We start from the raw sequence: 23,923 nt of genomic DNA, 5'->3' as shown, positions 1-23,923 counted from the left end.
CTAACTACTTAGTAGTGTGTTTTTATTTTACAGTTAATACTTTATAAACGACAAATTACAAAATAATTAAAATGAAACTTACTAAAAGAATAAAGCTATATTTACTTGCTAATTTTATATAAATTAAAATGATTATCTACTATTAAGTTGGTCCTTATACTCTTTTAATGCTTCTTTCCAATGTCTTATTGGTTTTAAACCATTCAGGATAATGCATTCTTTGCTTAACACTGAATATTTAGGTCTATTGGCTATTTGCGGGAATTCTTCCGTCGTTAAAGGAATTATATTGATATCTGTATTGAAGTCTTTAAAAAATTCAACTGCAAACTCATACCACGAACATACTCCTTCATTTGTCGCATGATATAATCCAAATTGATCTGTCTCTACTAACTCCTCAATAAAGTTTGCTAAATCTATTGCATAGGTAGGTGAGCCAAATTGGTCTGATACTACACGTACTTCACCATATAGACTTGCTATTTTTCCTATCTTAGCAATAAAGTGACCATCGCTCTTTCCAAATATCCAGGACGTTCTAATAATAAAATGTTTCTTCGTGTATTTTTTTACGAAATGTTCTCCAGCCAATTTCGTTTCTCCATATATATTTAATGGATTAGGACGATCTTCAAGATTGTATGGTGTATGCTTTTCGCCATCAAACACATAATCCGTACTAATATATACAAATTTACATTTTATTCTTCCTGCAGCTTGAGCAATATACTTGGTACCTAATACATTTACTTCATATGCCAATCCTTTATTTTTCTCTGCCCCATCTACATTTGTAAATGCTGCACAGTGTACAATTACATCTGGCTTTAACCTATCAAGATAAGAGCTAACTCTTATTTTATTTGTAATATCTAACGTGGTACGATTCACACCATATAGCTCATGATGTGTTCTGCTGAGTACTTGCATTAAAGTTTGTCCTAGTTGTCCATCTACTCCCGTTATCAGTATCTTCATTTTAAAATTCCTCGTTTAACTTATGTAATTTTTAGTTAATAAAATTCATTCCCACCACGTACGGTTATCTATATACCACTTAATTGTTTGGGTAAGTCCATCATCAAATAGATAGTGTGGTGTCCAACCTAATTCTTCTTTCAACTTAGTAGCATCCATGGCGTAACGTCTATCATGTCCTAAGCGATCTGAGGTAAATGTAATTTGCGATTGATCTTTATTTAGGAATTTGAGTACTTTTTGTACAATATCTAGATTTGTATATTCATTATCTCCTCCGATATTATAAATGTGCCCATCTGCTCCACCATGCAGAACTAAATCAATAGCTACACAGTGATCCTCTACATGAAGCCAATCTCTTATATGTAATCCATCACCGTATAGAGGAATATTTTTATTATTTAACGCATGAGTTATTGTTAATGGTATTAATTTTTCCGTGAACTGATAGGGACCATAATTATTGGAACAACGAGTTATATTCATAGGTAAACCGAATGTCTCATGATACGCTCGTACCATTAAGTCTGCACTAGCTTTACTTGCACTATAAGGACTATTAGGAGCTATTATTGTATGCTCTGTAAACGCACCCGTTTGAGATAATGTCCCATATACTTCATCTGTAGAAATTTGTACAAACTTTTTCACTTTTGTTTTATATGCTGAGTGTAATAAGGCTTGTGTACCTAATATGTTAGTTTGGACAAAGATATGGGGAGTTTTAATACTTCTATCAACGTGAGATTCTGCTGCGAAATTTAATACATAATCAAATTTCTCTTTTTTAAATAGCTTATCTATGAATATTTCATTTGAAATATCCCCTTTGATGAATTTATAATTTTGATTTAGTGATATTTCCTTTAAATTAAATAAATTTCCTGCATATGTTAATAAATCTACATTTACAATTTGGTATTGAGGATATTTCTTTAACATATACCGAATAAAATTACTACCAATAAATCCTGCCCCACCCGTTATTAATAATTTCAATTAAAATCATCTCCATAAACAAAGTTGACATTAGTATCTTTTAATCTAGGTAGTTTTTTATCTTTCTCTGATAAAATTGGTTGATTAGTTGGCCATAAAATCCCTATTGTTTCATCATTCCATAGAATTCCCTCTTCATGGTTAGGTGAATAATACTCATCTACTTTATACTGGACAATAGTATTAGGTTCTGTAGTACAAAAACCATGAGCAAACCCTTTAGGAACGGTAAGTAGACGGTTATTATACTCATTTAAAATTGTTCCGAACCATCGTCCATACGTTGGGGAGCCCTTTCGGATATCTACAACTACATCGTAAATAGAACCAGAAATGCAGCTCACTACCTTCATTTGGGCTTTAGGATTCAACTGATAATGCAGCCCACGTATCGTGCCTGTGTGAACAGATAATGATTGATTATCTTGTACAAAGTCTCCCTGTATATCTAAGAGTTCAAATTTTTTCTTATTACATGTTTCAATGAAGTAACCACGTTTGTCACTGCATTTATCAAGCTCTATAATAAAAACACCATCTAATGCTGTATGAATTTTACGCATTCTTCTCTCTCCATTCATTTAAATGCTATTGATGGGCAACCCTTAATAAATATCGGCTGTATTGATTTTCCTTTACCGAATTTGCCATTTTTAATAGTTGCTGCTTGGTTATATATTTCTTTTTAAATGCAATTTCTTCTAAACAAGCTACTTTTAAACTCTGTCTTTTCTCAATTGTCTCTATAAATTGTGCTGCTTCTAATAATGATTCGTGTGTACCTGTATCCAGCCATGCATAGCCTCTTCCCAATAATTCAACTTCTAATTCTCCCATTTCAAGATATTCTTTGTTTATATCTGTTATCTCTAATTCCCCACGATTAGATGGTTTAATATTTTTTGCTATTCCTATCACACGTTTATCATAAAAATACAGGCCAGTTACTGCATAGTTTGATTTTGGTTCCTTTGGCTTTTCCATGATATCAATCACATGCTTTTTAGAATCAAACTCTACTACCCCAAAGCGCTCTGGATCATTGACATAATAACCAAAAACTGTAGCTCCCCTAGTCTTCTTAACAGCCTTTTCTAGTAATTCTGTTAGTCCATGACCATAAAAGATATTATCGCCAAGAATTAAAGCTACATTATCATTTCCAATAAATTCCTCAGCTATAATAAATGCTTGTGCTATACCTTCTGGATAAGGCTGAACAGTATATAAAAGGGTAATTCCATATTTTGAACCATCACCTAACATTTGCTCAAATTTATTAATATCTTGTGGCGTTGAAATAATTAGTATCTCTCTTATACCCGCCAACATTAGTACTGATAAAGGATAATAAATCATGGGTTTATCATAGATAGGTAATAATTGCTTCGATACAATTTGGGTAAGGGGGTACAATCTAGTACCGTTTCCACCTGCAAGAATGATACCTTTCATGGCATTATGCTCCTTCATAGTTTTTCTGATATGCTCAATTAAGAGCTTAAGCTTTAAAAACTATATAGCTTATTTTGCAGGAGACCGATACATACTTAATAAAAGTGGCCTCCTACATAAATAATTAATTTAAATATTTTCCTATTACAACAGAATTATAATTACCACCATAAGAATATGTACTAATTAAGGCATTGCTCACCGGAGCCTTACGAGGATTTTCTGTGACGAGATCTATTCTTCCTCTATGACTCTTTACATTTTGCGTAGCTGGTATTTCACCATCAAATGCACATATTACACTAATGAGAGAAAGAAGGCCTGCAGTTGCATGAGTTTCCCCAAAGATAGATTTTGTGGCACTAACAGGAGCCCTGATACCGAATGTACGTTCTATAACCCTCTCTTCAATACGGTCAAAATATTTATGACCATTGGCAGCTGCACAAATATATTCTATCTCTCCTGGAGAAATCATCGCCTCTTTCATTGCTAAACGCATAGATTCCTCCCATGCCTTTCCTAGATGATTTAAGTCCCCAATTTTACTGTCATCAGATGTTAATCCAAAACCTTTAATTTCAGCTAAAATATTACCATTTCTTTTTAACGCTGCCTCCTCACTTTCTACAATAAAGGCAACGCTCCCTTCACCAAGTATGGTACCGCTACCATTACAATCAAAAGGCCTTATATTCTCAGTTGTTAAGTACCTTTTTATTTTTGAGTGTCCCTCTATTATTGGATTATTTACTTCATCTGCCGTTACCACAATGAATGTGTCATAATCACTAGATTGAATCATGGCATAGGCATAGTACAGTGCACTAATACCAGAAACCCCACCACATGAAATAGTTGAAGTAGGCCCTTTTATTTTAAAGTTTAATGAAATATGTCCAGCTGCTGCGTTCATAACTGTGTTTGGAAATAATTTAGCATTGGCGGCCTTAACACCCTCTTGGATAATAATTCGGTTAAATGATTCTACCGTTCCAACTGGTCCTGTACCAGTTGCAAAAATAATTCCTATCTTGTCCCTATTATTTTTATCTATCTTTAAGTTCCCGTTTTCTATAGCCATTTTCACTGACAATACTGCATGTTTGCTAATTGAATCCATCTTCCTTAATAAATTAGGATGTATTAGCCTTCGATAGTTTTGTTCTGGTATTTTCCCGGCTTGTATGCACTTAGGATTGTCGTTCCAATGTTTAATCTTTGAGGTACCACTCTTTCCCTTAAACATACAATCTTTAATTTCTTGAAGGTTTGAAGAATTCCCAGCAAGTCCCCCTACACCAGTAATTACGACTTTTTTTCTTTAATTAGCTTTTCCTTTGCCGCTGATAACTCAAGGTTCTCATTGTACTTACAGAATAAGATACTTGCATTGTTTCCACCGAAAGCAAATGAATTTGATAGTACATAACTCAAATCACTTACCCTACCTATGTTAGCTACAAAATCTAGATTAAACTTTTGACTTTCAACTTCAAAGTTTATAGTTGGAGGTAAATATCCATGTTGAATAGCAAGAATACTTGTTACTGCTTCCGCCGCCCCTGCTGCTCCTAACATATGTCCTATCATTGATTTAGTTGAAGAAACTGGTGTCTTATTTTCATTAATTAATGTACGAATTGCTTTTGGCTCTGATACATCATTTGCTGGTGTACCTGTACCATGTCCATTGATATAGCTTACTTCCTTAGCATCTATGCTGGCTTTTTTTAAAGCACCTCGCATGGATCTCAAAGCACCTTCCCCACCTGGATCTGGTGCTGTCTGATGATATGCATCTGAAGATAAATCGTAATCTACTACTTCAGCTAGGATATTTGCACCCCTTTTAATCGCATGATCTAATGATTCCAAAACAAGAATAGCTGCACCTTCTCCGATTACCACGCCATTACTCTTGCTATAGGGCGATGGTGGCGTTGGTGCTAGTGCTTGTAAACTATTAAAACCACTCATTGACAATTTAGATAAGGGATCTACACCACCGGTTATCATGATATCTGCTTTGTTATTTCGAATTGTATCCAGCGCAAATCCAATTGAATTTGTACCAGCGGCACATGCATTCGAAATAATCATTTTTGGCCCTTTTATTTTTAAGTCTCGCGTAATATTGTCACAGGGCGTATGGATTGGATACTTAAAAAGTAACGTTTCATCTGCTTTTTCAATTCCATCTTTAATCCACTGATTATGAAATTCTTCCCCGCTCAACATGCCTCCTAAAGATGTGCCTAATGATATTCCAATTCGGTATGGATTAAAGTTTTCTATTTTTAATTTTGCGTTTTCTACCGCTTCTCTTGCCGCCATGACACCTAATTTTCCACAGCGATCCATATCCTTTATTTCATCCTTAAAGAAGTAATCATCTACCTGAAGGTTTTCAATCTCTCCACCATAATCTGTTACCATTTCAGCCATATCGATATTTTGTATTACTTTAATACCAGATTTCCCAGATTGAATATTATCCCAAAATTCTTTTACACTATTTCCGTTTGAACAAATAATTCCCATGCCAGTTACGACGATTCGTTGATTATTCATGTTCATATGCCATCACCTTTACAGTATTTTGATTGACCATGATTTAGGTAGAATATATGGTGAGGACTGAGTATGTGCCTCATACAAAGCATTTTCTTTATTTTTCACATAAAATCCAATTCCTGAAACAGCAAATGGTTCCTCTAATAAAGCAATTCCGAGTCTCCTGTTTAAAACGGGACTTTCTTTAAGTTCAATAACTTTACCAATTAATTGTTCCTCTATAAAAATCTCATCATTAACTGTAATTTTGCTCTCTATTCCTGTCGTGAATCCCACAATTCTTTTATTTACGCCAGCTTCCGATTGCTGTTCTAAGACTTCTCTTCCATAAAATTCGTCTTTATAAAAATCAATAAACCATTCTAAACCAGCTTCAAAAATATTTAGTTCTTCTAAATGTTTGAATTCAAAATATGGATGTCGAATTTCTAACATTAGCGTCTCTAATGTTTCCCAATCTACTTTCTTCAATTTAATATCTTCTTTAAAAGAATTTACAGTTTCTAATACTATTGGCTCTAGGCATTTTTCAAACAATAATTGATAACCATACTCTGCTGTTACACCTGTTCTTGCTAATAGAAATTCTTTCCCAAATAATTGATTTAACACAAATGATTGAAATGGCAGTGATGATATTTCGAAGTCTAAAAACTTTTGAGCTAATTTCCATGCATACGGACCTTCAAATCCAATTTGAGAATGTGTTTGACTTATATCTATAATCTCAACTCCGCTTGGTTTTTGGTTTTGCAACCAGGCTAGTACCATTTCTTTTTTATGCGGTGTCGTAATAACTGTAAGAGAATCCTCATTTTTAAACAGATTAATAATATCAATTACAGTCCCATCTTCTTGTAATAACAAAGTAAAGAGTGTTGTTTCTTCTTCCATAAATATAATATCCTTCGTAACTAGACGATCTAGGAACTCTACATGGTCCTCACCTTTCACCACAATTCTTCCTGTTGTTGATAAATCTATTACACCAATTCCGTTACGTACTGCATCATATGCTTCATTAGTTTCTTCTTGTACATTAATTTGATTACTCATGATTAAGCGCCCCCAATTCTCTCTTTATCACATCTTTTATTGTCGGTAGATTACATACATTATTTATATACAGTTGTTGCATTTTCTTTAATTTATCAATCTCCTTTTTGCTATACAGCATATTAAATATTGTTTGACTAGTTTCTTTTAAATCAAACATTTCACAAGTATGCACACATTTAAAATAATCATTTTGATCCATCAATGGTGCTAATTCTTTATGCCATCCATTTGGAAATACAAGAAATGGATAAAGTCCATTAGGTAGTATATAATTCCATTTTTCTATAATGCTTCTTAAGGTAGGATTATGGCTATCTCTTTGAGTCTTTAATTCTTTATATTCCAAATGGTTTACCAGACTAATTACAGGTATTTTTCCAAATACCGCTTTTCCCATTGAGCAGGATGTAATATTATCGGTGATAAATAAATCACATGATAATATTAGTTGCTCATATTCTTCCAAATGAAGAAATGGTAGTGAAACAAATTCTATTTTTCCTCCATTTTTCATAGAAACAAATTTGGTCTCATCTGAAACCCCAATTAATTTAATACATGTATCTCTTGGAAAGTCCTGAAGATATAGGCTTAATAGTTCTTGTAATATATATTCATAACTAAATCTTGCATCATTGTACTGTTTCTTCTCCATAAGCCTCATTTTTACTAATAGGTTGGCCCATGATGATTTCGCAATCATAATTAATTTATCTTGTTCCCTACAACCTAGTTGTGTTCTTATTTTCATTCTTATTTCCTCATCTATTTGTAAAGCCTCTTTATATAATTTGACAGAAGTAATATTCTCACTATCTTGTTTATAACTATTCACTGGACAAGTTCTAATTAGCTTAAATTGAGAGGGGATTTTAGGTAGTTCTATCAATGACCTTTTCTTTAAGCTATTGTAATTTGCATTTTTAAAAAGTTTATTTTCTAATAATCGATCCTCACTACCCCAAGCTAAAGAATCAATAGAAAAACAAGGTATGTGTAGGTTTAATAGATAATCAAGATCAATAATTGGAGACTCTAAAAATAAATTATGGTAATCAGCTAAAACAATAGCATCAGGTTGAAATAAATTATTGATTTGTTTTATAACCCCTTTTTGTTTTAGCCCCTTTGTTAGTGATCTAACATTTGCTACAGATTTATTGGCATACCATAAGAATTTTTCACTTGTTAAAAAATATACTTCTCCATCCTCTTCAATTTGTTTCGCTAGACATAAGGCATTGTGCAACTCACCAATGCTAAAGTGACTAGGTGCAATAAACAATACTTTCATGTCATATTCCCCTCTAATAAAATTTGCGAAAAGTATTCACTATCAAGTAAAGTTTCTCCAACTGCAATATTAAAGCGAATATCTCCATCATTAAATTCATTCTGATTACCATATATTCCGATTTGTATCCCTTTTTTGGGCCATTCGTATATAAAACATTTTGTACTATGTGATAATGCTAAAATAGATACAAATAACCCATTAGATAATTCGAGAATTACCTTATTATCTACATAAATCTTTCTTTGTTTGCCATTTGGTAATAACGTGTTTTGCTCTCCATTCTGCCAATAATACATCTTTTTAATTTTTGTTTTTCCTTTTTTCTCCCAGAATAAGTGAAAGACACTAGTTTTTATTTTATCTTTCTGTAGGCTTTTCAATTGTATTTGTAAAACAGGTAGATCATATACAGTTGTATATTTAACTTTCCATTCATCAGATTGACAGAAAATCTGATGAATAAATTCCTTATATGTATTTTCCGTTGCTACTACTGAATGATTACTTTTATTGAGATATATTGAATTAATGCTTAAATCTTTCCTACAATCTGGAGTATAAGAGTTAGCCGTTGGTATCATTACACCGGGTAAAAAATTATAAGAACTTAATACTGAGTTTTCTTTTAAAATCTCCTTATCTTTATACATAAATTCTGTTATTTTACTACTTTGGTTTACTTTAATCTTTAAATTTAGTACATTATTTTGAACTAGATATTCTTGTTTTTTTTCGCTATATGTTAATTTATTTCTTCCTTTAAGGAAAAGATATATTTTTTTAGTTATCGCATTTCTATTTAATTCATCTTGATACGTAAGTACGGCATAATGTGCTTTTGACCAATTAACCTTTCCACTAAATTCAAAATTAAAATTGCTTATAGATTCTATGTCTTGTATAAACAATTGTTGTTCGTAAGATGTCTGAGGGAAAAACAAGGTTAATTTCCCCTTTAATATGGAAGAAAATAAGTTTTTTAGACTTCCATGAATATGAAATTCCCCGTTCTCATTTATAATATGAAATTGGTCAGTCTCAATTGAGTACGGAATCTTATTAGATATGAATTTGGATGTATGACTAGTAATATCGTTATAGATTTCTTCCACTTCATCTTTGCTATCATGGGAACATAAACTATAATAGTGCGTTTTTGTTATACATTTTTCTTTATCATTCCGTTTAAATATTACCGCTGGCATCCATCTTAATCCAAATAGGATACGCTCTATATTTCCTTTCCATATAAATCCAATATTAATATTTTGCGATTCAAACAATGTATAATTTCGCTCATACATGTTTGGATGACTAGGTAGATCAAATTGATTTACAAATTCATAGTCATGTAGTGCATATGGATACTCACCATATACCATAGGTTTAGAAACTAGCCCACTCTTTAGTGGTACCGTCATTTTCGCATCATATAACATGCACCAAGGATATATTTTTATATATTTTCCTTCCTGTGCGAAATCATTTATTTGAACTATCTTATCTGACAAAAAACATATGCTTCTCTTTAATCTTGTTGCCTCATGAATAATTTCAAAACATGAATCAGATGTTATTTCCCATGACAGCTCATTTACTTTCGGTTCTTTTACTGCATTTAAAAATGGATAATCTAGATCTGGCCATGCTTCTTTTGCTAATAACTGCTGCTTTCTAAGGTCATATATATATAAACAACCAGTACTTTTACTTATTTGTACAGTTATATACATATTTTCTAGAACTAAGTATTCTTTTGTTTCATAAACATGATTTTTCCCATGCGCATGAATCGGAATTATTGCCTTTAATTCCCCAATATTTTTATTTTGATGACTAACAGCCGAAAATGTCATATTAGTGATACCAATTTTTTTAGGATTCAATACAATAATATGATCCTTTATTTCACCCGGCTCTATGATACAGATTTGGTGTTTTTCTAGCGGTTTGAAATCTAGTATTTTCGAGTTTTCTTGTTGAATAAATAGTTTGTAAATTAATCTATCTAAAGAATTATTTTTTACATTAACGATACATGCAGATTCTTTTCCATTAATTAACTTAGGATAATTAGCAACATTCACTTCTAACGGATTTGCTATGGTTACTCCAAAATGAACAGTTAGTTCTAGTTCTTTTGCTTTTAACTTAGTAACAAGTTCTCCCTCAATTTCCTTAGTAACTGTTATAACTTCTTCCCACTCGTACTTTTTATTTGGATAAAAAGTTTTCTTTAAATCAATTAAGTAATCGTCCCCTATCTTCGATGTAATACTAGCTTCAATAGGATTTGAAAAATGATTTTCATATACATAACAGATATGAATCTTCTCTCCAACAATTAAATTGTTTCCTTCCAAAATATAACTAGTGAATCTTACTTGTTCTGTTTCTACCTCAGTAATTTTTTCACTTTTTATATCAACCCAACAATTCACATCTTTTGCTCCAAGATTAATAGCATACTTTACAACTTCAATTCCATTTCTTGTTATGGCGTTACTCTGAATAGAACGTAGGGACTTCAATCCCCTAACTGTTTTCCAACCTCTAGATAGCCATATATCTTGGTCACTTTTTGAAATAATTGGTTTAAATGCATCTAACAGGTAATTAATAACATAAGGTAAATAGCTCCTTAAATTCAGGTAGCCATCATAGTCTATATAAGACCTACTTGTTTGATATAACCCCACTCTTTTATAGAGTGCCATGGCTACTTTATCTTCCGGATTCACTTCTGTATCAATATATTTAATATCTTGTTGGATAAGATTTTTAATCGCATAAGCAAATAATTTATCTGGTATATTTCCCGAACGAAATTCTGGATGAATTAAAAAGAATCCTGCCCAGGTCCCATCTGAAACTGCTGCCCTTTGACCTGACAAACTAGAAAATAATAAGGAAGCTATAATTTCATTTTCATATTCAGCAATTAAATATAACTGTATCTTCCGCTCTCGAAATAATTGCTTGATGTCCTGCTTATTTAAGGGATACCCATATTTAATGGGGCCATATTGATATTTATTATAAAAATTAGCTAACTTCTCACTATCTGCCTCTGTACACTCACGAACTTGAACATCCATACCATGGATCATATTTCCTCAACTCTTTTAGAAACTTGAATACTACCAGTAGCAACTTTCTTTTTATCTACATAAGCCGTGATTTCCACTTGTGAGATTACCCCAAGTGATCTTCCAATTTGGACATGTAATTCTAGCTGGTCTCCTGGTACTACAGGTTTTAAAAATTTCATATTACGTACAGAAACTAAATAACCCACATATGAACTTGGATCTATTTTAGGTGAACATGCACCATGTGTATCTATTTTTGCTAGTTCTCCTGTAACATAAACAACAGCCGTCATTTGTGCCAAAGCTTCAATAATTAACACTCCAGGCATTATTGATTCATTTGGAAAGTGCCCTTCAAAAAAAGGTTCACTTACAGTTACATTTTTAATACCAATTCCACTTTTTCCTGGCTCAAGTTGAATAACTTTATCTAAGAAAAGGAATGGCCATTTATGCGGTAAGATATTTCGGATTTGATCTGCATTTAATATCGGTCTCACTGCACATCATCCTCCCTATTTTCTTCAATAAAATCGGCAATTTTATTAATAGAACCCAGTACTGCCATATTCTCGTCATATACTGCAACGCCAAATTCCTCTTCAATTGCCAGAAATAGCTCTAACGCATCCAAGGAGTCAACTCCTAAGCCTCTTCCGAATAATGGCTGATCATCAGTAATGAAATGTGGTTCGATTTCTAAATCTAATCTCTCAGTAATAATTTCTTTAATTCTAGTAGTTAATTGTTTTCTTTTTTCAGCAATAATTTTTGTTTCTACATACGTAAACATCTGTTTTCCCCTTTTCCTTGTTTAACTCAAAATTCGTCATTAAATCATCTAATGTTTAGCCATTAACTAATCCACCATCCACTGTAAAAACTTTCCCGGTGATATAACTTGCATAGTTAGAGGATAAAAATGTTGTTAGATATGCTACCTCTTTAGGATCTCCAATTCTGCCAAGCGGCACTAGTTCTAACATCCTTTTTAATGTCTGTTGATCCATTCCTTTTGTCATATCTGTTTTTATAAAACCAGGTGCAACAGCATTAACCCTAATCCCGTATTCCCCACCTTCTAATGCTAAGGTCTTGGTTAAGGAAATAACCCCACCCTTTGAGGCAGAGTAATTACATTGACCTCGTGCACCCGTTATTCCACTTGTCGACGTAATATTTACAATAGAACCTCTTTTCTGTCTCATCATTATTCTTAATGCTTGTCGGCAACAAAGAAATGTTCCTTTTAAATTTAAATCAACCACATGATCCCACTTTTCTTCGCTCATCATTGCAGCAAATCCATCATTTATAACTCCTGCATTATTTACTAAAATATCTATTCTTTTTTCCTTTGAGCGTATGTGTTGAAACAATTTATGAATAGAGGCTTCATTTGTAATATCTACATGCATAGGAAACGCTTTTCCACCTTTTTCTCCTATAGTATTTGCTATTTCATTTGCTAATTTTTGATTACTTTGAAACGTAAAGTAAACAGTTAAGCCCTGTTTGGCTAGGTCCATTGTTATTGATTTACCAATGCCTCGTGATCCTCCGATAACTAATGCCACTTCGTTTCCATTAAACATAGACCCGTTCCCCCTTAAATTCTTTCTCTATTGTAGTAAGGCTTCTTTTTAAATACATCGGTGTTTCTGTAGAGGATACAGATATGTTCTGCTTAAAGGAGCGACATAACTTGGTTAAAGTATTTCCGGGACCTACTTCTATAAAGTGTTTCGTACCATTATTCAATAGAGTGTAGATAGTGTCTTGCCACATAACTGGATCTACGCATTGTCTTTCTATATCTTGTAAAATATTGATTCTATCTGTAGTTAGTTTTCCTGAACAGTTTAAAACAATTGGTATTTGAGCATTTTTTAAAGAAAATAAATTTAAATACTCCTTAAACTCAAGAACCATTTCTCCCATTAAACGTGAGTGAAATGCATGACTAGTAGAGAGTATTTTAGTTTTTATACCATTTTTTTGATCTAGTACCTTTTGAAATTTAAGAATGCTCTTACTCTCACCAGAAAATACAACCTGTGTAGGGGAATTATAGGCAGCAATATCAATTTCATATTGTTTAGATTCCTCTACAACTTCAAATAATGTTTGATATGTGTTCGATACAATTCCTAACATACACCCCTCTTGCTTTACATTACTCATCAGCTGACCACGCTTCCGTACAATGGATAATGCATCATGGAATTGTAAAGATCCTGCTTCTACCAGTGCGGAGAATTGTCCTAAGCTATGCCCCGCTACTTTAGATGGCCTTATACCATGCAAATGTAAAATTCTTGATATCCCTGTGCTTACCGTAAGAATAGCTGGTTGTGTAAAACTGGTTTCTATTAATTTTTCACTTGGTCCATATAAACATAGTTGCTTTAAATCAAATCCTAGCGTATCATTTGCTTCCTCAAATAATGGGACAAATATGTTTGGGTATTTATCCAAATACCCTTTACACATCCCTACGGATTGAGACCCTTGTCCCGGAAAAATAAATGTAATCATATGACACCCCCGCTATTTTCAAATTGAAGCTTTTCTAAAATTTCTTCTGGTAATCTACTGATTAATTGATCATTCGACCTTGTTAAAACGTGTTTTGAAAATCCCTCCGCTAACAAAACTCTACATCTCTTGCGGAATAATTTATAAACAAATTCTATATAAACTTTACTTTCATTCTTAAGATAGGTTTCTACAATTAAGTCGTCTTGAAAACGAGCTGATTTTTTGTAGGTACATCTTATATCAATAATTGGAAAATACAATTTTTCCTGTTTTAAATACTGGTTTATACCAGTCATATCTAGCATTTGAAACCTACCCAGCTCAAACCAATGAAAATAATGAGAGTGGTGAGCAATTCCCATAGGATCGCATTCCCCAAAACGAACATTCACCTCATTTTTTACTAAGTACACTTATTTCACCTACTTTTCATAAGAACGTCGAAATTTTTGTATGGAGATTGTTAAAAATAAAATTCCCATACCAATTAATGCAGCTGATGGAATAAGAACAGAGGAGAACTCTTTGTTATATACTAATAAATCGTTAAAGCCTCCCATTGCCCAAGCTGTAATCGTAATATGCGCTAGGTTTTGCATCCATTCAGGCTCTATATAAAGTGGCCACCAAGATCCACCCAAAGCAGACATAGTTAACACGATTAAAATAGAAATACCATTTGCTTGTGATCTTGTTTGACATATAGAAGCTAATAAAATTGCCAGGCTTGAAGCTGCAAATGCAGTACATATCACTAGCAATATAATTCCTAATACACTTTTCCCTAGCCACATTCCAAATACAAAATGTCCTACGCTAAAAAGGACTGCACATTGAACAATAGCTGTTATAAAGCATGAGAGCATCTTTCCAAAAATGATTGATAATGTATTAATAGGTAAAGTAAGAATTTTTCTTAACGTTCCATTCTCTCTCTCTTCTACTAATGCACCTGCAGCTGCTGCAGTACCTAAAAGTACAAACATAACGGCATATCCTGGTACATTAGATTCAAATGGAGTGGGTTTATGTTCATTATCTGATGCTAATTTTTTAAACTCTACTTTCACATTTACTTCCATTTGGGCAGAGGCTTGTTTTACAATCTCTTTAGTCATATCTCTTTGTATTTCTGATACAATTTGAGTTACAGCATTTGAAACAACACTTGGAATAATGCGATCAACTTCATCTTCTATGATGATGACTTTGGCCTCTGTCCCTGAATATACATTTTGTGTGAAATCCTTAGGAATTACGATTGCCGCTTTTTTAGTTTGAACTTCCTTTTTCACTTGTTCTTCTGTATATGCTTTCTTTTTACCATTTAGTTCATAAGTTTCTTCTATCTCAAGGGCAGGGATTTTTTTCAATTCCTCAATAACCCTTTTAGAAAGTTCTCCATTATCATTTACTACTATAGGAATTTTGAATTTTTCCGTCTTACTATCAAATACATTTGATAATGCAAAACTAGCAACTGCAATAACTATAATAGGTGTAATAAATAAATAGATTAGACCAGGAATATCCTTTAAAAGAATAAGTAAATCTTTCTTAGCTATATACCAAGCTTTCATTTTTACCATCTCCTTTCATTTAAGACCTTAAATTTTTGCCCGTTAAATGTAAAAATACATTTTCTAAATTAGAATTTTTAACATTAAATAATTCGATTTTCAAATTATATTTTTGAATTAATTTCATAACTTCTCTTGTAACATTAAAGCTATCTACACATTGAATGATGACTTTTTTATCTACCAAAGTGCAGGACTTCACATCAACAATCATTTTTGTTTTATGTATAAATTCTTCTGGAATATTTGATATTACAATCTCTAAATAATTTTCCCCATACTTTGTTATTAAATTTTTTGGGGTGTCAATATCTAATATTTCACCCTTATCATAAATTGCTACACGATGGCATAACATCTCAGCTTCTTCCATATGATGAGTTGTATATATGACAGTGATTCCTAGTTCTTCTACGAGATGGCGAATACAATTAAAAATATGGTTTCTTGATTGCGGATCAATTCCCACTGTTGGTTCGTCTAAGAAAATAACTTTTGGCTTATTTAACAAACCGATCACTAAATTAATTCTTCTTTTCATACCACCTGAAAATGTATCAATTCTCTTATGTGCCCAATCCTCAAGCTGTGCGAATTGCAAAGCTTCTTTTATGCGGCTTTTTTTCCTATTTCCCTTTAATCCATATAAATCGGCATAAAAAGATAAATTATCATATGCAGTTAAAGTCGGGTATAGCGCTAAATCTTGAGGTACTACACTCACATTTTTTTTAATCTTATTCCGTTCAGTATACAAGTCGTAGTTGCATACTGTACCATACCCTTCATCTGGCAGAGTAAGAGTAGATAAAATCGATATAAGTGTTGTCTTCCCAGCTCCATTCGGTCCTAGTAATCCTATAATTTCACCTTTACGGATATCTATGCTTAAATTCTTAATAACTGTATAATCTCCATATGATTTCTTAATGTATCGAATGGAAATCATAGTATTTATATCAGTCATAATGTTTCCCCCTTCTTCTTGCTGTTACAATTTATTAGAAGTGACTCTTCTTTATCTCCATTAAAGCTTCAAGGTATTTATATCCATACTTTTCATCTGGTTCTAGGTATGTGCCTTCTGCCCACTCATTCCAAGCATTAATAAATAAAAAGTCAGTGTCCTTACTATGTTGTAAAAGATACTTCTTAAACTTATCGGGATTAGCCCCTTTCACAATTAAAGCGCTTTCTTTTTTCCTTGGAGAGTTATCCCAATCTACAAATGCCCCTTTATATATGTTTTCACGTTCTTTAATTTGACGGTTTAATATTCTTTTCCATACAAAATCATAACTTAAGTGAAAATCTTTTTTTTCTTGATGTAGTGAAGTTGTATTACCTATTAGTTTTTTTAAAGTGTACATAGGTTCAAACTCTATAGCAGCATCAAAAAGAAAATCTGATTTATCTTCAAAAATTGTTAACATTTCTACAAAGTGTATCCCCAGAAGCCCTTCAGATTGAGCCCATTCATTCCATAGACTCAACATTTTATTTAGGTTTGGTATAGAAGCTGGTCGGTAAATTACAAATATCGGTTTATCTTTAATATTTAAATAGTTTTTGTTTTTAAAGAATGGCAAAAGATAATTAAAGTGTTCTTTCCAATCAGACTCATCCCCATATTCTTGTCGCATTAATACTTCTTGGTCTTTTCCATCCCATGATCTTGTCCAAGATTCATTTGCCCAACATAAGCAATATGGGAAATCAATCTCCTTACATTGATTTCTCAATTCTATTGGTTTTTCTAGTAATTTTTTCCCTTTGAACCAATAGTGATAATAGCAAAAACCATCTAAACCATACTGTTTTGCTAAATTTATCTGCCACTTATGTACATCTAAATCTAACAAATTGTAATAATAATCCCTTAATGGAGCCCTAGGCTGATAGTGTCCCAGAAAACGTGGTTTTGCTTTTTTTACATTGGTCCATTCTGTAAAACCCTTTCCCCACCATAAATCGTTTTCAGGTATTTCATAAAATTGTGGTAAGTAAAAAGCAATAGTCTTCATTAGTAAGGACTTCCCCCTTCCCAATATGCAATGACTCACTTATTGATAAAAAGCAATTACACAATATAAAACTCTGCTTTTTAACACGAAACTATTTAATCTGATGTTAAATCTTGTCACAAAATAAGGCAAAAAGAACCTAATTATTGTAATTTTCACACATAAAAAACTATATTTTTAATTTTTTTTAGAAAATTATTCAAAAAAACACTTTAAATCCAGTTAAGTATTGTATAGTTTTATATGATAGGAGGGGAAAAATATGTCGTTTTTTGGCGAAAAATTCACAAATTTATTGGTAAATTTAGATGTAGTAAGCCTAATTGGAAAAATAAAGCAATACCAAGGGAGATTGGAGGTCTATGAGAAGGAATTTCCATGTACATTAGAAAAGTTGCAAAAATCTACTCAGCTTCAACATACCAAAGATTTTGTCGCAATGTATAAAAACTTAAAAATAACAAATAAAAGGTTAAAAGAATTAATTACATATGATCTGTCGCCAAAAACAATGATTGAAGATGAAATATCTTGTTACGTTGATGCGCTATCACTCATTCATAATAACTATGAAAGGCTTACTATTGATCCAAGCACAATCTTAGAAATACATTTTCAACTTTTTAAATATGCTACTTCGGATAGTGGAACGTGGAGAAAACAGGACATCTTACTTGAAGAACATGAGCAACTTAATTTCTCATTTTATTGCTATCGTCCTTTAACGATTAAAGAAATCCCAGAAGCAGTAAAAAATTTATGTGAGGAATACAATTATTTATTAAATCAAAAAGATATTGATCCACTACTTTTAATTTGTAATTTTGTACTTAATTTTATATGTATTTTTCCTTTTGAATCTGGAAATGGAAGAATGGTACGTCTACTTCTATCTTTATTACTATTACAAAGTAAACATTCACTAGTGAAATATATTTCACTAGATAAAATAATAAAAAAATACGAGAGAGATTATTATGATGCCCTATATAAATCTTCAGCAAATTGGCATTTTCAAGAACACAATGTATCCTTTATATTAAAATGTCTATTACATATTATTCTAGAAGCATATAAAGAACTAGACGTACATATTACAAGTTACCAACTGAAAGGGAACAAAAGCTATAAAATTAAAGAGTATATATTAAAACAAGAACTACCTTTTACAAAAGAAGCAATACGAATGGTATTTTCAGATGTTTCACCAAGCACAATCAATAAAGCATTTGCTTGTTTACAAGAAGAAAAATTAATTAAACTAATATCAAAAGGCCGTAATGCAGTTTGGACTAAAACAAAAATATAAATAATATCAAAAAAATATAGGGTAATTTTCTAACATTAATGATTAAAACATACATATAAATTTATTTCACATACACAATAGATATTTTTACATAATACATATAGAGAGAATTTGTCGCTACATTATTCATACAACTATTTTTGTATTTTTTCTCTATACTTCCGAAAGTCTGATAACAGACTTTATAGGAAGTATTTAAGATATACAAACTAGACATTCAGATTTTATATCCCCACTATTATTTTAGTAATAGGAACGTTTGGCATTTATTCCTTTTCACCTAAAGCATTTTAATAAAAGTAAAAGAGAAAATACCTGGATTTAGCTTTAATTCATTAAAAAATTCGATTTCACTTAAGTAAGTGCTGATTAATCTTGTCTCTAATAGCAATAGCTATAAATTCTTCAATAGAGCTATTTGTTTCATTTGTAATTTCTTTTAAGTATTTGTATTCCTTACTTGTAAGTATGACAGACTTCGTTACTGTATTACTATCTAAATATACGCTATGATTCATTCTTGGAACAATTTTCCCTTCTATTATATAAGGCGTTAACTCCTCAATCCATTCCATTTGAATTCCTGGTGGTAATGTAATTAATGATTGACGAATTTCAAAATACCAAAATGTCTCTTCTTCTAAAATCTTTATATTTCTTGGAGATACGTACTGTAATATATTATCGATTATGTGAAAAATGTTGTTTCGTAATTGCGCAGATTTAGGAAAACGAAACTTAACAAACCTTTGATGATGACTTCTAGGTTTATCCGACAGTTTATAAGCGGACTCATATCCTGCTTTTAATGCCTCACTAAGTGTCATATTAGTTCCAAATTCATCAAGAACTATAATATCACCACGTTTTGGAATAGAAATAACACGTGCCAATGTATTGCCTTTTACAAACTTTTGAAATAATACTACATTATATTTCTGCGAAAATGTATATATATGATTAGTTTGTTCTACTTGCTGAACAAGTTCACGAACATCCTCCTCCTTCACAAATTTTGTTTGTCGATTACGATGTTCTATTAAAAAATAAACTAACTTTCCTTCTTCTATCCATTTTTCAAGCTGATTCATACTAATATGATACTCTTTACTTGCTTGGTATAAAGTAATCCCCTCAATTTTACGTTCTTCTTTTACTTTTTCTACTTCTTCTCTACTAAATAAAAAACTACCATCTAAACGCCACGTATCCTTATTGATTGGTGTTAGCTTTCCTTGCTTCATTAAATTATTAAAAATAAAGTGACTTATATCTAAATAATCTTTTACTTCATTTGTAGTCATAGTCATTTCATATGCGCTAATCATTCTAATTCCTCCTCACACCTCGTAATTTACATAATAATATTATGTAAATTAAAATTTATAGTATTTACATTTTAAATAAATTATAACATACAACGTTATGTAGATTAGATTATAAATTATAATGATGTTTAATTTAATTTTCTTTTAAAATTCAATTTCACTAAAGATTAAAATATATTAGCAAAATAGTATTTTTTAAATTTAATAATAACCATAGAAAATGGGAGATTTTCTATAGTTACTATATACTTATTACTTCATAAAATTTACTTTTAATATGTAATTTAATTTATAATTTCTTACGGTATAATATTTAATATAAAAGGAAGTTATAAGGAGTTGAATAACATTGAAATTTGAATTAGATATTGTTCATAGTGAGACTTCTTTAAATAACATAGAGAAACAAAAACAATATTTTACAAATCTAATAGCATTATGGAACCCTGATTATATAAATGAAGCGGAAGTAAAAAAGGAAAATAACGAAAGAGAAGATTCATATACTTATGAAGGTTTTTCAGATGAAGAAATACTGTACTACTACTTGAATCGACAAACACATTTTGACCAAGGAAAACGAATCAAGGATGCGTCAAGAATCCTATATGCACGTGATTTAAGTCAGTTTTATTTCTTTATTAAACAAAGTGAGGAATTTCTACAGAAAGATGTAAAGGATTATAAATTTGGTCAAGTATGGAGAAACCTTAGAAAACGACATATCCGTAATTATCAAAAATGGTTATCTCAAGAGGCAATCTCCTATCAGTCAAAAGATAAATACAAGCCATCTACAATTAGTAGAAAGCTTGGAATTATTCGTTCATATTTGAAATGGCTATATGAAATCCAATATATTCAGGATCCTCTACATATTGAAATACTAAGTACAACTGTAAATAAACAACATAAATCTAAACGTGAGTTATCATATGAGGAAGTAAAACAGTTACTTCATTACTACAAGGATAATGAAATCAATTACGCTTTATTGTCAGTTCTAGCTACTACAGGGTTACGTGTTGCAGAAGTAGCACATGCAAAGTGGGAAGATCTTGAGTATGATGCCATACGAGGACGATACTATTTAAAGGTTGATACAAAGGGGGATAATGAACGGATTGTTTCTATTAATAAGGAGATTTTCAATCGAATTGTAGCATTCCGAATTCGGCGAAGATTACCTATAGACATTGGGAATAGAAATGGTGGAACAGTATTTCAAACTAAAAACCATACTCCTTATAGAGAGAATTATTTGTCACAATATATTTCTAAAATCATTAAGGATACCCAGCTATCCTTTACAGTAAATATTGGAATTACTCCCCACTTCTTTAGACATTTTTATGTGCAGTACTTGTATGATTACAAGAGATTACCACCTCATGTTATTGCAGCTGCAGTAGGTCATAAAAATGATAGAACTACAAAAGAAAATTACCTAAATCAGCGATTGACGAAAGATAATGATGCCGGTAATTTAATTTTAGAAGATGAATTTTAAATTGTTCCTCTATAATTTAATGTTAAATAAGTTAAATATTATTATTTATAGTTATGTATTTTTTATACAATTAAAACCGATTTACCATCTGTTTATTTTTGCTTTTTCTCATAATCATTCATTAGTTCTTCGCTAAGGTTTCCTATAAATATGTAATATTTTCAGAAACCTTAGCAGGCACTATTATAAAATACTTAGAAAAAATCGCATTCTAACTTATCATAAGTTAGAATGCGATTTTATTTAGAAGCGTTAATTTATTAGTTGTAAATAATATATAATCCAATTTTTTTGTTCTAATAAAGATAGTTTCCGAATGCTTGAACTTATTACCGATTTCCACTGCTTTGTTAGTATTCTTACACGTATTATTATTATTAATCTCAATTATATCTTCTAATGGAATACTTATCGTTGCACTTTGCCATATAATGGTTATTCTTTCTGTTGATTTTATAATTTCTATCTCTTTCATATTTCTAGTAACTCCCTAATCTACTTGTATTTATCTATATAATAAATTATATATTTAGAATAGTAACCAGCCAATTTCATATATATTCACTCAGCCATTGTGTAAATAGGTAATTCGAATACAAAGATTCTTAAGCCCATTTACAATCTAGGTGTATATTGCAAACTTTTTTGAGATGAATTTTTGGATAATCTAAATCATGACGTTATTATTCATAATATTAAATTATAAGAAAATATAAATAAAATTAGCCGACTTAATTACGGACAACATATGACTTATTTTAAATATACCTATAGTGACCAAAACCGCTAGAGTAATAGAAATCAATGGAGCAGACGGCAAGATTCTTACATAAGACAAAGAAATTTTCCCTCTATCCAATTATAAGGAGCATGATTACTCCTTTGAACCTTTCCAAAAACAAGCTGTACTTACCAAACGAGGGTATTTATCTTTTTTATTTAAAAACTGCAGCTATTTAATTCCATTACTTATAATCTAATAAATTTATTTTACAAAGAGCTAGGTGTCACAAATATACGATTGAGTATTTCATCTGATACTTTTAAATTAGAAATTAAACCTTTCGTATTACAAGTTAATCCATTACTGTTTCAAGAAGAGATTAAATACTTACATTCTTATATGAAATCAGGTACAATCCTTCCACATGTAGAAGGATTGTACTTTAAAGGTAATGTAGAGCCATTAACTTTTCATGCAGATCATGAATTCAAGCAAAAAGTAGTGCAAATGGCAGAGGATGATGGTATGGAGCAGGAAGAATTCCTATTGCAAGCTGTAAAATCTTATATAAGAGGTTTAGAACGGTTCTAGTGCAAATAAAGGATACATTCTAAAAAACGATGAGGATTCCTACCAGAATCTTTCTTTACGCTGATAATTCAAATAATTGATGAATGAATTGTTTTTGATTTTGAACAGACTGATCCCGTAAATCAATCTGTTCTTTTTGTATCATATGCATGGCTTTTACTCCTGCAAGAATAAATGTAGCTGTGCGAAAAGATTTAAGTTCTAACATAGAGTGTATACGTTTTTTAATGAAACGATGGTCTTGCTCTACAATGTTATTTAGATATTTTATCTGTCTGATTTGAATGCCTAACGGCATTTTTTTCTCTTTCTTCAACCCGCTGATAGCAATGGGATAGGTGGGATTTTTATCAACTGTGATTGCACGAGGTTTTGAAACATCAAAAGACCGCAAAGCCTTTTTGAAGAATCACTTTTCAGCCTTATGGTTTCTAGATTTACTAAGATAAAAATCAATCGTGTTCCCTTCAGAATTAACGGTACGATATAGGTACATCTATTGTCCTTTTACTTTTATGTATGTTTCATCTACTCTCCAGGAGTCATTCGTTTGTTTGAGATGACGTCGAATTCGCTTATCTAACTCCGGCCAATATTGATGGACCCACCGCATAATCGTTGTATGAGCCAATGATAGTCCTCTTTCCTCTATCATTTCTACCAAATCACGAAAACGAAGATTGTACCGTAGGTACGAACGTACAATTAATAGAATAATATCTGGCTGAAAGTGCTTCCATTTAAATAAAGTTTTCTTTTTCATACTGATCACACACCCTTTTTTAGAGTAATAGTATCAGTATGTCCAAGATTTACAGATTCATTGCACAAGTGTTATATTTTTAGCCCCAGA

At 31.5% G+C, this 23,923-nt stretch carries 21 protein-coding genes and 2 pseudogenes; 3 read left to right on the top strand and 20 right to left on the bottom strand.

The window, feature by feature from the left end:
- Window positions 1-132: 132 nt before the first annotated feature.
- The 17 genes from rfbD to HMPREF1014_RS24300 form a co-directional block, all read right to left on the bottom strand.
- Window positions 133-981 (bottom strand): dTDP-4-dehydrorhamnose reductase, encoded by an 849-nt coding sequence (gene rfbD, locus HMPREF1014_RS24380; protein ID WP_000697863.1) that lies wholly within the window; start codon window positions 979-981, stop codon window positions 133-135.
- Window positions 982-1,026: 45 nt separating this feature from the next.
- The gene (rfbB, locus tag HMPREF1014_RS24375) at window positions 1,027-1,983 is read right to left on the bottom strand and encodes a dTDP-glucose 4,6-dehydratase (RefSeq protein ID WP_000770929.1); all 957 of its coding nucleotides are present in this window, start codon (window positions 1,981-1,983) and stop codon (window positions 1,027-1,029) included.
- Complete coding sequence (rfbC, locus tag HMPREF1014_RS24370; RefSeq protein WP_001226084.1) at window positions 1,980-2,546, bottom strand: dTDP-4-dehydrorhamnose 3,5-epimerase; 567 nt, start codon at window positions 2,544-2,546, stop codon at window positions 1,980-1,982. Before rfbC ends, rfbB begins: the two co-directional genes overlap by 4 nt.
- A 25-nt stretch (window positions 2,547-2,571) precedes the next feature.
- Window positions 2,572-3,438 carry a glucose-1-phosphate thymidylyltransferase RfbA gene (gene rfbA, locus HMPREF1014_RS24365; protein ID WP_000676040.1) on the bottom strand — a complete coding sequence of 289 codons (867 nt, stop codon included), beginning with the start codon at window positions 3,436-3,438 and terminating at the stop codon, window positions 2,572-2,574.
- A gap of 124 nt (window positions 3,439-3,562) precedes the next feature.
- Entirely contained in the window at window positions 3,563-4,699 is a 1,137-nt protein-coding gene (locus tag HMPREF1014_RS32290) for a beta-ketoacyl-[acyl-carrier-protein] synthase family protein (protein ID WP_255344403.1), read from the bottom strand.
- 47 nt (window positions 4,700-4,746) lie between these two features.
- On the bottom strand, window positions 4,747-6,018 hold the full coding sequence (locus HMPREF1014_RS32285) for a beta-ketoacyl-[acyl-carrier-protein] synthase family protein (RefSeq protein ID WP_009327554.1): 1,272 nt from the start codon (window positions 6,016-6,018) through the stop codon (window positions 4,747-4,749).
- A 12-nt stretch (window positions 6,019-6,030) separates the two neighbouring features.
- Window positions 6,031-7,071: an aminomethyltransferase family protein gene (locus HMPREF1014_RS24350; protein ID WP_000070728.1), complete on the bottom strand. Its 1,041-nt coding sequence runs from the start codon at window positions 7,069-7,071 to the stop codon at window positions 6,031-6,033.
- The gene (locus tag HMPREF1014_RS24345; protein ID WP_000865868.1) at window positions 7,064-8,368 is read right to left on the bottom strand and encodes a DUF6365 family protein; all 1,305 of its coding nucleotides are present in this window, start codon (window positions 8,366-8,368) and stop codon (window positions 7,064-7,066) included. The genes HMPREF1014_RS24350 and HMPREF1014_RS24345 overlap by 8 nt, the downstream gene beginning before the upstream one ends.
- Window positions 8,365-11,481: a GNAT family N-acetyltransferase gene (locus tag HMPREF1014_RS24340; RefSeq protein WP_000581209.1), complete on the bottom strand. Its 3,117-nt coding sequence runs from the start codon at window positions 11,479-11,481 to the stop codon at window positions 8,365-8,367. The genes HMPREF1014_RS24345 and HMPREF1014_RS24340 overlap by 4 nt, the downstream gene beginning before the upstream one ends.
- Window positions 11,478-11,963 (bottom strand): 3-hydroxyacyl-ACP dehydratase FabZ, encoded by a 486-nt coding sequence (gene fabZ, locus HMPREF1014_RS24335; RefSeq protein ID WP_001247406.1) that lies wholly within the window; start codon window positions 11,961-11,963, stop codon window positions 11,478-11,480. The genes HMPREF1014_RS24340 and fabZ overlap by 4 nt, the downstream gene beginning before the upstream one ends.
- Window positions 11,960-12,256 carry an acyl carrier protein gene (locus HMPREF1014_RS24330; protein WP_000495741.1) on the bottom strand — a complete coding sequence of 99 codons (297 nt, stop codon included), beginning with the start codon at window positions 12,254-12,256 and terminating at the stop codon, window positions 11,960-11,962. Before HMPREF1014_RS24330 ends, fabZ begins: the two co-directional genes overlap by 4 nt.
- Window positions 12,257-12,311: 55 nt before the next feature.
- Window positions 12,312-13,058: a 3-oxoacyl-ACP reductase FabG gene (gene fabG, locus HMPREF1014_RS24325; RefSeq protein ID WP_000481739.1), complete on the bottom strand. Its 747-nt coding sequence runs from the start codon at window positions 13,056-13,058 to the stop codon at window positions 12,312-12,314.
- Window positions 13,051-14,001, bottom strand: a complete 951-nt coding sequence (locus HMPREF1014_RS24320) for an ACP S-malonyltransferase (RefSeq protein WP_000627586.1) — start codon at window positions 13,999-14,001, stop codon at window positions 13,051-13,053. The genes fabG and HMPREF1014_RS24320 overlap by 8 nt, the downstream gene beginning before the upstream one ends.
- Window positions 13,998-14,417 (bottom strand): acyl-CoA thioesterase, encoded by a 420-nt coding sequence (locus HMPREF1014_RS24315; RefSeq protein WP_000281620.1) that lies wholly within the window; start codon window positions 14,415-14,417, stop codon window positions 13,998-14,000. Before HMPREF1014_RS24315 ends, HMPREF1014_RS24320 begins: the two co-directional genes overlap by 4 nt.
- A 9-nt stretch (window positions 14,418-14,426) precedes the next feature.
- Window positions 14,427-15,584, bottom strand: coding sequence for an ABC transporter permease (locus HMPREF1014_RS24310; RefSeq protein ID WP_000649290.1), 1,158 nt, complete (start codon window positions 15,582-15,584; stop codon window positions 14,427-14,429).
- 19 nt (window positions 15,585-15,603) lie between these two features.
- Window positions 15,604-16,551 (bottom strand): ABC transporter ATP-binding protein, encoded by a 948-nt coding sequence (locus HMPREF1014_RS24305; protein ID WP_000129820.1) that lies wholly within the window; start codon window positions 16,549-16,551, stop codon window positions 15,604-15,606.
- A 34-nt stretch (window positions 16,552-16,585) separates the two neighbouring features.
- Window positions 16,586-17,608, bottom strand: coding sequence for a glycosyltransferase WbsX family protein (locus HMPREF1014_RS24300; protein ID WP_000848168.1), 1,023 nt, complete (start codon window positions 17,606-17,608; stop codon window positions 16,586-16,588).
- A 262-nt stretch (window positions 17,609-17,870) separates the two neighbouring features.
- Here HMPREF1014_RS24300 and HMPREF1014_RS24295 point away from each other — a divergent pair, with 262 nt between their 5' ends.
- A complete protein-coding gene (locus HMPREF1014_RS24295) occupies window positions 17,871-18,917 on the top strand; it encodes a Fic family protein (protein WP_000007500.1) in 1,047 nt (348 codons plus the stop codon).
- A 350-nt stretch (window positions 18,918-19,267) separates the two neighbouring features.
- On the opposite strand, the gene HMPREF1014_RS24290 is transcribed toward HMPREF1014_RS24295, so the two are convergent.
- Complete coding sequence (locus HMPREF1014_RS24290) at window positions 19,268-20,245, bottom strand: hypothetical protein (RefSeq protein WP_000622370.1); 978 nt, start codon at window positions 20,243-20,245, stop codon at window positions 19,268-19,270.
- A gap of 349 nt (window positions 20,246-20,594) precedes the next feature.
- Here HMPREF1014_RS24290 and HMPREF1014_RS24285 point away from each other — a divergent pair, with 349 nt between their 5' ends.
- On the top strand, window positions 20,595-21,755 hold the full coding sequence (locus tag HMPREF1014_RS24285) for a tyrosine-type recombinase/integrase (protein WP_000667297.1): 1,161 nt from the start codon (window positions 20,595-20,597) through the stop codon (window positions 21,753-21,755).
- 226 nt (window positions 21,756-21,981) lie between these two features.
- Here HMPREF1014_RS24285 and HMPREF1014_RS24280 read toward each other — a convergent pair whose 3' ends face one another.
- Window positions 21,982-22,230: a SunI/YnzG family protein gene (locus HMPREF1014_RS24280; protein WP_000658339.1), complete on the bottom strand. Its 249-nt coding sequence runs from the start codon at window positions 22,228-22,230 to the stop codon at window positions 21,982-21,984.
- A 304-nt stretch (window positions 22,231-22,534) separates the two neighbouring features.
- Between HMPREF1014_RS24280 and HMPREF1014_RS30805 the strand changes: the two are divergent.
- Window positions 22,535-23,070, top strand: a pseudogene (locus HMPREF1014_RS30805) (helix-turn-helix domain-containing protein); the annotation flags it as partial.
- A 55-nt stretch (window positions 23,071-23,125) separates the two neighbouring features.
- Here the strand turns inward: HMPREF1014_RS30805 and HMPREF1014_RS29295 are convergent.
- Window positions 23,126-23,833: pseudogene (locus tag HMPREF1014_RS29295) on the bottom strand (IS6 family transposase).
- Window positions 23,834-23,923: the final 90 nt, after the last annotated feature.

Source organism: Bacillus sp. 7_6_55CFAA_CT2 (genome assembly GCF_000238655.1).
In the GTDB taxonomy this organism is placed as follows: domain Bacteria; phylum Bacillota; class Bacilli; order Bacillales; family Bacillaceae_G; genus Bacillus_A; species Bacillus_A cereus.
This window is presented reverse-complemented; position numbering and strand designations above follow the sequence as displayed.